Below are 11,895 nucleotides of genomic sequence, written 5' to 3' on the forward strand. Positions count from 1 at the left end.
GCGAGACCCCCGCGACCGAGGTGAACGGTCCGGGGGCGTGGCCCTCAACTACAACGGAGTTGACGACGTGTTGCACTGTATCGCCCGGGTGCTCGATCCGCTGCTGCGGCTCTTGTGGCCGCCGCCCGGACGCCACCGCCAGCCGTGCACCCGTACCCGCCCCGTACCGCATGTGCCCGGACCCGATCCCGCACCCGCTCCCGCGCCGGAGCCGTACTTCCGGGGAGAGGACAGCCCGCTCGTCCGGCCCTACCTGCTCGCCCACGAGCGCCTTCAGGACGAGGCCCGACGTCAGCGGAGCCGCCGCCGCGCCCTCTGGCTCGCTGCGCACGGCATCGACATCGGACCCCGCGTCATCCACGGAAGGGAGGTCACGCCGTGACCTGGTACACCACCGACGCCGCCCGGCTGCTCCCCTGGACCGGTGCCGAGGGCCAGCCCTGCTACCTCATTGGTGACGGCCAGGGGTACGTGTCCCGCGTCGCCGACACCATGGAGAGCGTGCAGCTCGGCATGGCCGATGATCTCCTCGGCCACGTTGAGGACCTGCTGGACGACCGTTCGGCGACGCCCGAGCAGCTCCGTTACGTCGTCGCCCGTCTGTCGGAGTCCCTGCGCGACGTGCACCGCATCGCGCGGAGCCGGGGCGCGCGGCTGGAGGGGGTCGCCGCTCGCGCCGGTCACCCCGGATAGCCCCACTCTCCGGCAGCCTGAACTCCCTTCCCCAGCACCTGTCATGGCGCAGAATGGATCGCCTGCACGGGTGTTTGAGCGGGCGAGGGGCGTGGGGGCATGGCGGTTTTGCAGGTCGAGCGGGACGAGGTGGAGCGGCCGACCGTCGCGCAGCTTGAGGCGATGGGCTGGAAGCACGTCCCCGGCAAGGACGTCGGCACGCTCGACGCCGGCGTCCCGTTCCTCACCGACCAGCTTTCCAGGGCGCTGCGGCGTATCAACCTCCGTGCCGACGACGGCCGGGCGTGGATGGACGCGGACGACGTCAAGCGGTCGATCGCCGCCCTGGCCTCCGTCTCCGTCGGTGAGGGCGTCGACCGGGCCAACCTCGCCGCCACCGACCTCCTCCTCAACGGCCACCTGCTGGCCGGGCCGTCCGCCGCGCACGGCGGGCCGTCCGCCGTCGTCCAGTACATCGAGTGGCACGAGGAGCACGTCAGCCGCAACGAGTTCACCGTCGTCGACCAGCTCCGGGTCCGCAGCCGGTCCGGTGAGGTGTCGGTCCTCGACATCGTCCTGTTCGTGAACGGCATCCCGCTCGTCGCCGTCGAGTGCAAGAGCCCGGACCTCGCCGACCCGATCCGCAGCGCCGTCCTCGACCTGCGGCACTACGCCGGATCGCCGCTGCCCGACGACGAACGGGACGGCGGCGGTCTGCCGCTGCCCGCCGGGGTCCCGGAGCTGTTCCGTACGGTGCAGCTACTCGTGGCCGCGACGGCGGAGACCGCCTACCTCGGCACGGTCACCTCCACCCCGGAGCACTTCCACCCCTGGCGGAGCGTCGAGCCGGAGGCCCCGGCGACACTCACTGCCGAACTGCCGGGCGGTGCGGGCAGGCTCAACGAGCGGCACAAGCTGGTGGGCGTCGTCCTGCGCCCCGAGGCGCTGCTCAGGGTCGTCCGGCACTACGTCATCCCGATGACCGTCCCGACCGAGTCGGGCGGCGCCCGGACGGTCAAGGCCGTCGCGCGGCACCAACAGTACCGGGCGGCCGAGAAGGCGGTCCGCAAGCTGCTCACCGGCAAGGCGCGCGGCGGTTCGGTCCTCGAGGACGAGCGAGGGGGTGTCATCTGGCACACCCAGGGTTCCGGCAAAAGCCTCACCATGACGTTCCTCGTCCGCCGGATGCACCAGCACCACCGGTTGAACAACTTCATGGTGGTGGTGGTCACCGACCGCACCCAGCTGCAGGAACAGCTCGCCGGCACCCTGCGGCTGAGCGAGGTCGAGGTGGAGACCGCCGAGACCGCGGACCAGATGGCGGGGCTGCTGCGGGACGGCGGCCGGCGGGTCGTCTTCGCGATGATCCAGAAGTACGGGGCCGGCGGGTTCGCCTTCGCGGCCGAGGCGGAGGACGACGGCGACGACCGGGACCTGCCCGCCGAGTACGACGAGGCGGAGCAGGCCAGGCGGGAGCGGCGTGCGGCGAAGCTGCCCCCGGTGCCGAACTTCCCCGAGTGCAACACCTCCCCGGACATCCTCGTCCTCGTCGACGAGGCGCACCGGTCCCACACGAGCCTGCTGCACGCCGCCCTGCGCAAGGCGATCCCCAACGCGGCGAAGATCGGCTTCACCGGCACCCCCATCGTGACCGGCAAGGCGGGGGACACGCGCCGGATCTTCAGCGGCGGTCCCGACCGGGGGTTCCTGGACGAGTACCGGATGGCGGACGCCGAGCACGACGGCGTGGTCGTCCGCATCCGCTACGAGGGCCGCACCGGTGAGGGGACGGTTCACGACCAGCGGGGCCTGGACCGGCGCTTCGAGGACCTCGTCCGCGACCGCACCGACGAGGAGCGGCGCCGGCTCCTCCACCGGTGGCCCACCGAGAGGGACGTCGCCGAGTCGACGCCGATGATCCGGGCCAAGGCCGAGGACATGCTGGAGCACTGGGTGACGACGGTGCTGCCGGGCGGCGGGTTCAAGGCGCAGGTGGCGGCGGTCAGCCGGAAGGCGGCCGTCGAGTACCACCACGCGCTGCGGGCGGCGCGGGACGCCCTGCTGGCGGAGCTCGCCGCGTTCCGGCCGGAGGCGGTCGCCGGGACGCCGGTCGAGGCGATGGACCGGCGGACCCGGTACCTCTTCCAGGCCCACCCGTTCCGGTCGCTGCTGCGCCGGATCGACTTCGTACCGGTCGTCTCGCCGGGGCGGGAGCGCAAGCGGCGCGAGTGGCTGCACTGGACGGACCCGGTGCGGCAGGCCGCGTACATCGAGCGGTTCCACCAGGCGTTCCCCGTCCTGACGCCGGAAACGGACTGGGTCCTCACCACGCCCTTCCGCGCCCCGGTGAACGAGCCCCGGGCCCCGCCCGGGGCCGGCGGCAACCCGTGGTCCCGGGAAGGCACGGACCAGCCGGGCAAGCCGGAGGCCGAACCCGACCCCGTGCACCCCGAGAGCCCCATCGCCTTCCTGATCGTCAAGTCCATGCTGCTCACCGGCTTCGACGCCCCGCGCGAGCAGGTGCTGTACCTGGACCGGCCGATCCGGGACGCCGAACTGCTCCAGGCCGTCGCCCGGGTCAACCGGCCCATGCCGGGCAAGGAGATCGGGTACGTCGTCGACTACTACGGGGTCTTCGAGCACCTGAGCGGCGCGCTCGCCGACTACCGGGCGGCGGACGTCGACGACACGATGCTCAGTATGTCCGTGGAGGTCGACGCCCTGGGACCGGCGGCGGACGAGGTGCGCCGGTACCTGCGCGAGCACGCCGGTGTCGTCGACGCCGATCTCGTCGACTTCACCGCCGTGCGGTCCGCCGCCCTGGCCTTCGAGGACGAGACCGTCCGCAGGGGCTTCGACCGGGTCCTGCACGGGTTCCTCGCCACACTGGAGCGGGTGCTGCCGCACGAGCGCGGCCTGGACTACGTGGGCGAGGCCCGCCGCTGGGGCCTGCTGCAGAAGCGCATCCGTACGCTCCACCGCGACGCTCCGGGCGGGACCTTCACGATGCGGCTGTACGGGCGCAAGGTGCGCTCGCTGATCGCCGAGCACCTGGAGGGCCCGGAGATCGACCAGGTGATCGCGCCCGTGTCGCTGGCGTCGCCGCTGTTCGACGAGCGGGTGCGGGCCATGCCCGCGCGCGAGGCCGCGGCCGAGATGGGGCACGCCCTGCGCTTCCACCTGGAGGAGCGGGTGAAGCGGGAGGACCCGGAGAAGTACACCCGGCTCTCGCAGCGGCTGGAGGAGATCCTGCGGGAGATGCCCGGCCGGTTCGAGGAGCAGCTCCAGGCGTTCGGGCCGCTGCTGGAGCAGGCGCGCCGCCAGACCGAGGAGGACCCGCGGCTGGCGGGACTCACGCCGCTGGAGCAGGTGGTGTACCGCATGCTGGACAAGGACGCGATGGAGAACCCGGATCTCGACACGAGCCGGGTGAACCTGCGGGAGCTGGCCGAAGCGGTGTGCGAGACGGCGACCCGCACCATGTCCAAGACCTCGTACCAGGGACAGGGGCAGGACATCGGCCTCCTCGCCGACAGGATCGAGACGGAGCTGACCCGGGGGAAGGTGTTTCCCGCCGGGACGGACTGGGGACCTCTTCGCGTGCTCGCGGAAGGACTCGCCGCCCACGCCAACCACAACCGGAAGTCGTTCCTGGCGAAGGGAAGAGGACAATAGGCGGGGTGACCGCCTCGACCCTCGACTCCGCAACGCAGGCCGCCCCCGTGCAGGGCGGGCTGCTCGCCGTGGACGGTCTCACGCTGGAGGTGCGTGTCAGCCCGCGGCGCAAACGGTTCGCGCTCACGGTGGAACTGGACGCCGCGGTCACCCTGCACGCGCCCCGGGGACGCTCGGCGGCCGACGCCGTGGACTTCGTCCGCGCACACCGGGCCTGGGTGGCGGACAAGGTCGCGCTCCGGGAGCGGACCCGTCCGCTGACTCCGCCCAAGCGCCTCGTGGAGGGCGAGGTCTTCCGGTACCTGGGGCGTACCTACCGGCTCACCGTCGACCACGAGCGCCCGGCCGGGGCCCCCGTGCGGGCGGTCGCGGGCCGGCTCGTGCTCAGCGCGGCGCAGGCCGCCGAGACCACCTTGGGACGGGCGGCGCTCACGGCCTGGTACTGCCGATCCGGCCGCCGGTGGGCCGTGGGGCGCCTCCAGCCGTGGGCAGCCCGCATGGGAGTGCCCGAGCCCGCCCTGGAGGTGTCCGACCTCGGGGGACGCTGGGGGAGTTACCGGCCTTCCCCCGACAACCGGGAGAAGGGGCGGATGAGGCTCGGCTGGCCGCTGTTCCAGCTCCCCATGCACCTCGTGGACTACGTCGTCGCCCACGAGCTCGCCCACGTGAGGGTCCACGGCCACGGCCCGGACTTCTGGGCGCTGCTCGGCCGGGCCCTCCCCGAGTACGAGGAGCGCAGGGCCGAACTCGACGAGCTGGGGCGGCGCATGTGGATGGGGGACATCGCCTGAGCCCGTCGTCGGACGAGGCGGGAGCCCGGACCGCCGCTCCGGTGGCGCGGGGGTGGTGGAAGCGGCGCGGGGTGGGTCCTCCGCCCGGAGCCTGGACGGGGCCGGTCACGTCGTCACGGTTCCGGGCGGACTTCCACGGGTGCCCCACGGGTCGCCCGGATGCGCCGACCGGGTCGGCGGGCAACCTCCTCCGCCGGGGGGCCCGTCGGAGCACGGCGGATCAGAACACGGTGGGCCTCGCGCTCGCACCAGAACACCGGTGGGGTCACGAGACCCTGTGCGGCGGGGCCCAACCGGGGGATCGGCTTCAGCCCCCGCCGCCCGCCGGAAACGGCCGTGCCGGCCGCAGCCGTCGACGGACGGCTGCGGCCGGCACTTGCACGGCGGTCCCTAGCAGCCGCCGCCGCAGCCGCAGTTGCAGCACGAGTCGACGCGCACGTCGTCGACGACCGGGCCGTACGCGCCCGCCATGGTGCTGGCGAAGCCGAGCGTCGTGGTCGGCCCGTTGGCGATGAACGTGACCTGGCGGGTGACGTAGCCCATCTTGGCGCGCGTCTTGCCCGTGGAGTCGAAGGAGAAGTCCTGGAAGTTCTGGCCGTCGATCAGGACGCGTCCCGTCTTCACGGCCGGTCCGCCCTCCGGGTTCGCGGCCAGCGAGTACGTGACGGTGTACTTCCTGCCCGCGGTCGTCGTGAAGTCCTGCGTCACCGTCCCGGCCTGGGTGGCGTTGAGGTCGACGGACTGGCCGCCCTCGGCGGCCTGCCAGAAGCCGGCGCCGATGAGGTCGACCGCCCCACTGGCGACCTTCCACGGCCCGATGGACTGGCCGGCCGAGAGGGTGGCGAACGAGTTCGCCGGGGCGGCCGGGTATTCGAAGCTGCCGTCGTCGAACCGGCTGGCGGCCGCGGCGGCCGGAGCGGCCAGAGCCACGACCGTCCCGGTCGCGAGCAGTCCGGCCGTGGCGACGGCGGCCAGGGAGCGGGAAACCACCATGAGCACCTCCTGGTGAGTGGTGATGAAGGGGTGGAGCACCATGAGGCTGCTGCTTGGGCCGTACGGGGGACAAGGGATCGGGCCGGGCGTGCGGGAGTGCCTCCCCGGACCCCGTCGTGTGCGAGCGCCGGGCCTCTTCGCCGCGAGCCCGCAGTCCGGGACGGGCACCGGCGTGCGGCCCGCCGCACACCACCGGCCGGATCAGGCCGCGAACCGGCGAAGGCAGGTCATCGGGGCCGAAACACGCCCCGCCACCGGGCGGGGTGGCCCCGAGGGTCCCACCGCCGCTCCCAGCCGGGGCCCGGCGTCCACGGAGTCCCCGACGGATTCGCGCGGTGGGCGGGCCGACGGTGGGGCACACCGCGCGGGCGGGCGCGGGCCGCACGCCGACGGGGCCCCGTCACCGGTGAGCGCGCGAAGGCGCTCGGCGCGGTTCCGGTCGCGGCCCGGCCCACGACCGGTCCCGAGGCCCCGGGCGGCCGGAGGCTCCCGGCGGCTCCGTACGGCCGGGGGCTGTCGACGGTTCCGTGCCACCACGGCCGTACGAACCGGACGGGCCTTCAGATCGTCACGGTGCCGCAACCGCGAGACCCGCACCTCCTTCCTCCATCCGCGCGGCGCGGGATACCCCTGAACGGTGGGCGGCCGGTCGGCGGGCGCGGTGCGGAAGGAAGCGGGCTGGGGGGGCGAGGAGCGGTTCGAGGACGGCTGGCGAGTGGACGAGCGGTGCGTGAACTGCGATGTCGCCCGGCAGTTCGCTCCGGTCCGATCGGCGAAGGCGACGGCCGCTCGGTCGTTCTGCGCCAGCCCCGCGGCCGAGTCGAGGTCCGGTGGACGAGCGCCGCGGCGCACGCCTGCCCCTCCCGGTCGATCCGTCCCCCGGCCGGGCGGCTGGAGGCGGCACCGGATCCCTTCCCGCTGGGCCTGGACGACACCGTGCGCCTGTGCGGGCACAACTCCGCGCACACCGCGGGCGCCAACTCCTACCTGCTGCGCCGCCCCGGCGGCACCGCGATGATGGTGGAACGCCGCGCTGGAGCACATCGCTGGCCGCACGCTACGAGGGGCTGGGCCCCGTCACCGATGTCCTGCTCACCCACCGCGACCACGCCGCGCACGGCCGCCGCTACGCCGACCGCTTCGGCGCCCGGCTGTGGGTCCACGAGGGCGACCTCGACGCCGCCCCGGACGCCGACCGCGTGCTCCGCGGTACCCACCCGATGGAGATCGCCGAAGGGGTGGCCGCCTTCCCCCTCCCCGGGCACACCCGAGGCAGCGTCCCCGAGCGTTTCGGATCAGCGCTCCGTGAGCTTCAGGCTGACCGACCGGCGGGCGATCATGGATCTGGTCCCCCACCATCGTTACCAAGACCGCACATGGAGGCTTTCGTGGTAAAGGCGTACATTCTCATCCAGGCCCTGCCCGCCACAGAGGGGCTCGTCGCCGGTAGGATCGCCGCGGAGGTGCATTGGGTGGTCCGGGCGGACGACACGACCGGCGGCCCCTGCAACGTCATCGCGTACGCCGAAGCCCCCACAGTCGACGACATGGACCACATGGTGGTCACCCCCATCCAGTGTATGGAGAACGTCACGCAGACGGTGACCTGCTGGCTTCCCCACGCGTGACTCCGTCTGTCCTGTACCGGCGCGCTCCTCCTCCATCGGCACCGCTTCGCCCCCCGGACTCCCGCCGGAGTCGGGCGAGCGCCTTCCCGGACAGGCGGACGTGCCCGGTGCGGGCAGCCGGTCCGGAGCAGTCGGCGAGGACTGATCGGCGCTTGAGCGGGCCGGTCGGCGCACGCATCCGCACCGTCGCAACCAGGCTCGGCCTGCCGCACCCGGCCGAGTCCTGAACCAGTACGCCCAGCGGACTGGAGAGGCCGACACGGACTGCCCCGAGTTCCTCGATCCGGTACCGGCCCGGGAACTCGCCGTCCGCGGCGGCCGTCGTTCCCGCAACGGCCTACGGCTGTCGAAGCCGCCGCACCACAGGACGCTGAAGGACTACGACTCCTCGCCGGGCATTGCGCCGGGCCGAGCGGGGACAGGGCCTCTGACCGGTGTCTGTGGCGGCGTCCGCCCCGGTCGGGTCAGGGGTGCCCGCCGTGGCCGGAGCCGGTGTGTCCGCCGGGCTCGGTGTGTCCGGTTCCGCCGGTTCCGCCGGTCGCGTGGGGCTCGGTGTGCCCGGTGGCCGCTCCGGCCGGGGAGGTGTGGACGGTGAAGGCGGCGGTGCGGACGGTGCCCCGGTGCTTGAAGTCGAGGAAGAGCCGGTAGGAGCCGTCGCTGGGGGCGGTGGCCGTGAAGGAGACGCCGGGGCCGGGCCGGGTGGTGCCGTCGCCAGGTTCGCCCTCGGGGTGGACGTGGAGGTAGGCCAGGTCCCCGGACCGGAGCACGACGAGGTGGCCGTAGGCGCCGAGATAGGGCTCCAGGTCCGTGACGGGCCTGCCGTCCTTCGCCACCACCAGTCTGAGGCCGCTCGTCGTTCCCGCGGTGAGCCGGCCCTCCAGGGTGACGGTGTACCCGTCGACTTCGGCCGTGGTCTTCCGCGGGGGCAGAGCCCGGGGCCGGTAGGGGCCGGTGACGGCGAGGTCGGCACCGAGGGTCAGGGCCCCGGCGCCCTTCCGGGCGGGGGCGAAGTCGGCGAAGACGCGGTAGTCGCCCGCCGCGGGCAGGTCCACGGGGACGCTCCAGGTCCCGTCGGCCCCGAGGGCGGGGTGCAGGTGGCGGAAGGTGTTCAGATCGCGTGAGGCCAGGACGAGGTGCAGGTCCTCGTCGTGCGCCTCGGTGTAGTCGGTGACGGCCTTCCCCGCGCTGTCCCTGATGACGAAGCGCAGCGGGGTCTCCCGGCCCGCGGTGACGCGCGGAGTCCTCAGGTCGAGGGTGTAGCCGTCCTGGGAGACCTGCAGCCCTCCGGGGAGGGCGGCCGTGCGGGCGGTGTGCCGGCCGTCGTGGTCCGTCACCGTCTTCCCCTGGTGCGTGCCGTGCCGCGGCGTATCGGCCCCGCCGCCGAGGGGGCCGGCGGTCGCGCCCAGGCCGTAGGCGGCGGCGAACGTGGCCGCGAGGGCGGCGCCGTAGAGGCCGGTCCTGGCTGCGGTGTTCATGGTCTCTCCTTCGAACGGACGGGGGACGCGGGGACGTCGCCGCAGTACACGATACCCCTGGGAGGTATGGAAACAAGGACGTCCCGACTTGTTTTCCCTACGGGGCGGGGGTATACATGAAAACGGCCCTCCTTACCCCCCTAGGGTATGCCGGAAGGGTTCGCCACCCGTTCTCGGAGGAACCCGTGTCCCCGCCCCGCCGCACCCCGGGCCGCAGCCGCCCCTCCGGCCGGCCGGCCGCGACCGGAGGCGCCCAAGCCGCCTGCCCCCCCCTCCCCGCCCCGCCGGGGCCGCCGGGCCCCGCCCGCCCCACCAGCACGAGGAGCACGCATGACCACCACCACCTCCGGCGCCGCCGGGGTCGAACTCGCCATCGGCGGCATGACCTGCGCCTCGTGCGCCGCCCGGATCGAGAAGAAGCTCAACCGCATGGACGGCGTGACGGCGACCGTCAACTACGCCACCGAGAAGGCGAAGGTCACCCTCGGGGAGGGGGTCTCGGTCGCGGACCTGATCGGCACGGTCGAGGCGATCGGCTACACCGCCCGCGAACCCGCCCCGCCCCGCCGCGGACCGGACGGGGCCCTAGACGACGGGGCGGGGGCGGACGAGGCCGACGGACTGCGGCCGCTGCGCCAGCGGCTGACCACCGCGGTGGTGCTGGTGGTGCCGGTCATCGCGATGGCGATGGTCCCGGCCCTGCAGTTCGACTACTGGCAGTGGCTCTCCCTGGCCCTGGCCGGCCCGGTCGTCACCTACGCCGCCTGGCCCTTCCACAGGGCCGCCCTCGCCAACGCCCGGCACGGCGCCGCCACCATGGACACGCTCATCTCGCTCGGCACCTCCGCCGCGTTCCTGTGGTCCCTGTGGGCGCTGTTCCTCGGCACCGCGGGCACGCCCGGAATGACGCACCCCTTCGAGCTGACCATCGCCCGCAGCGACGGGGCCGGGAACATCTACCTGGAGGCCGCCGCCGGGGTGACCGCCTTCATCCTCGCCGGCCGGTACTTCGAGGTCCGCTCCAAGCGGAAGGCCGGCGCCGCGCTGAGGGCGCTGATGGAGCTCGGCGCGAAGGAGGTCACGGTCCTGCGCGCGGGCCGGGAGGAACGCGTACCGACGGACGAGCTGCGGGTGGGCGACCGGTTCCTGGTGCGGCCGGGCGAGAAGATCGCCACCGACGGCACGGTGGTCGAGGGCTCCTCCGCCGTGGACGCCTCGATGCTGACCGGCGAGTCCGCCCCCGTCGAGGTGGCCGTCGGCGACGCGGTCACCGGGGCGACGATCAACGCCGGGGGCCGCCTGGTCGTCGAGGCCACCCGGGTCGGAGCGGACACCCGGCTGGCGCGGATGGCGAAGCTGGTCGAGGACGCGCAGAACGGCAAGGCCGCCGCCCAGCGCCTGGCCGACCGGATCTCCGCGGTGTTCGTGCCCGTGGTCATCGCCCTGGCGGTGGGCACGCTCGGCTTCTGGCTGGGCAACGGAGCGGGGCCGACCGCCGCGTTCACCGCCGCCGTCGCCGTCCTGATCATCGCCTGCCCGTGCGCCCTCGGCCTCGCCACCCCGACCGCGCTGATGGTCGGCACGGGCCGGGGAGCCCAGCTCGGCATCCTCATCAAGGGCCCCGAGGTGCTGGAGAACACCCGCAGGGCGGACACGGTCGTCCTCGACAAGACCGGCACCGTCACCACCGGCCGCATGACCCTCCTCGCCGTACGCACCGACGGGGCGGAGGACGGGGCGGAGGACGGGGCGGAGGCCGAGGCGGAGGTACTGCGCCTCGCCGGTGCGCTGGAGAACGCCTCCGAGCACCCCGTCGCCCGGGCCGTGGCCGCCGCCGCCACCGAGCGCCTCGGCGGCCTGCCGGTACCGGAGGACTTCGCGAACGTCCCCGGCCTCGGCGTCCGGGGCGTCGTCGACGGGCACGAGGTGCTGGCCGGCCGCGAGAAGCTGCTCGCCGAGCGGTCGATCGCCCTGCCCGCGGGACTCAAGGCGGCCGGGGCCGAGGCCGAAGCGGCCGGACGGACCGTCGTCGCGGTCGCCTGGGACGGAGAGGCGCGCGCCGTGCTGGAGGTCGCCGACGCGGTGAGGGACACCAGCGCCGAGGCGGTCCGCCGGCTCAAGGGCCTGGGCCTGACCCCGATCCTGCTGACCGGCGACAACAGGGCCGTCGCCGAGGCGGTGGCGGCCGAGGTCGGCATCGGGCGGGTGATCGCCGAGGTCATGCCGGAGGACAAGGTCGACGTCGTCAAGCGCCTCCAGGCGGAGGGCCGCTCGGTCGCCATGGTCGGGGACGGTGTCAACGACGCCGCCGCCCTGGCCCAGGCCGACCTCGGGCTCGCGATGGGCACCGGCACCGACGCCGCCATCGAGGCCGGCGACCTGACCCTGGTCCGCGGCGACCTGCGGGCGGCGGCGGACGCCATCCGCCTGTCCCGCAGGACCCTCGGGACCATCCGGTCCAACCTGTTCTGGGCCTTCGCCTACAACGTCGCAGCCCTCCCGCTGGCCGCGGCCGGACTGCTCAACCCGATGATCGCCGGAGCCGCCATGGCGTTCTCCTCGGTCTTCGTGGTCGGCAACTCCCTGCGCCTGCGCTCCTTCCGCCCCGCCGACTGACCGGCCTGCCGACCGATCGTCCCCGCGGCCCCGCCGCCCGTCCGG

Annotated in this window: 8 protein-coding genes and 2 pseudogenes; 8 read left to right on the forward strand and 2 right to left on the reverse strand. The window is 73.8% G+C overall.

The genetic code is table 11. The features are described from left to right. Positions 1-37: 37 nt before the first annotated feature. The 4 genes from LUW75_RS16510 (at position 38) to LUW75_RS16525 (ending at position 5,138) form a co-directional block, all read left to right on the forward strand. Positions 38-382, forward strand: coding sequence for a hypothetical protein (locus tag LUW75_RS16510; RefSeq protein WP_250336297.1), 345 nt, complete (start codon positions 38-40; stop codon positions 380-382). Further along, positions 379-693, forward strand: coding sequence for a hypothetical protein (locus tag LUW75_RS16515; RefSeq protein ID WP_250336298.1), 315 nt, complete (start codon positions 379-381; stop codon positions 691-693). Before LUW75_RS16510 ends, LUW75_RS16515 begins: the two co-directional genes overlap by 4 nt. 99 nt (positions 694-792) lie before the next feature. Continuing rightward, the gene (locus LUW75_RS16520) at positions 793-4,347 is read left to right on the forward strand and encodes a type I restriction endonuclease subunit R (protein ID WP_250336299.1); all 3,555 of its coding nucleotides are present in this window, start codon (positions 793-795) and stop codon (positions 4,345-4,347) included. 5 nt (positions 4,348-4,352) lie between these two features. Next, positions 4,353-5,138, forward strand: coding sequence for a M48 family metallopeptidase (locus LUW75_RS16525; protein WP_250336300.1), 786 nt, complete (start codon positions 4,353-4,355; stop codon positions 5,136-5,138). A 390-nt stretch (positions 5,139-5,528) separates the two neighbouring features. Here the strand turns inward: LUW75_RS16525 and LUW75_RS16530 are convergent, their stop codons facing one another. Next, complete coding sequence (locus LUW75_RS16530; protein WP_250337702.1) at positions 5,529-6,131, reverse strand: choice-of-anchor C family protein; 603 nt, start codon at positions 6,129-6,131, stop codon at positions 5,529-5,531. Between the two features lie 730 nt (positions 6,132-6,861). On the opposite strand from LUW75_RS16530, the pseudogene LUW75_RS16535 reads away from it, so the two are divergent. From LUW75_RS16535 to LUW75_RS24695, 3 genes and pseudogenes are all read left to right on the forward strand, one after another. Further along, positions 6,862-7,411 (forward strand): annotated as a pseudogene (locus tag LUW75_RS16535) (MBL fold metallo-hydrolase); the annotation flags it as partial. A 96-nt stretch (positions 7,412-7,507) separates the two neighbouring features. Next, entirely contained in the window at positions 7,508-7,759 is a 252-nt protein-coding gene (locus tag LUW75_RS16540; RefSeq protein WP_250337799.1) for an Lrp/AsnC family transcriptional regulator, read from the forward strand. A 223-nt stretch (positions 7,760-7,982) separates the two neighbouring features. After that, positions 7,983-8,087 (forward strand): annotated as a pseudogene (locus LUW75_RS24695) (AAA family ATPase); the annotation flags it as partial. Between the two features lie 136 nt (positions 8,088-8,223). Here the strand turns inward: LUW75_RS24695 and LUW75_RS16545 are convergent. After that, positions 8,224-9,234 (reverse strand): hypothetical protein, encoded by a 1,011-nt coding sequence (locus LUW75_RS16545; protein ID WP_250336301.1) that lies wholly within the window; start codon positions 9,232-9,234, stop codon positions 8,224-8,226. Between the two features lie 330 nt (positions 9,235-9,564). On the opposite strand from LUW75_RS16545, the gene LUW75_RS16550 reads away from it, so the two are divergent. After that, positions 9,565-11,850 (forward strand): heavy metal translocating P-type ATPase, encoded by a 2,286-nt coding sequence (locus tag LUW75_RS16550; RefSeq protein ID WP_250336302.1) that lies wholly within the window; start codon positions 9,565-9,567, stop codon positions 11,848-11,850. The last annotated feature ends 45 nt before the right edge of the window (positions 11,851-11,895 follow it).

The sequence above is a fragment of the Streptomyces sp. MRC013 genome (genome assembly GCF_023614235.1).
Lineage (GTDB): Bacteria > Actinomycetota > Actinomycetes > Streptomycetales > Streptomycetaceae > Streptomyces.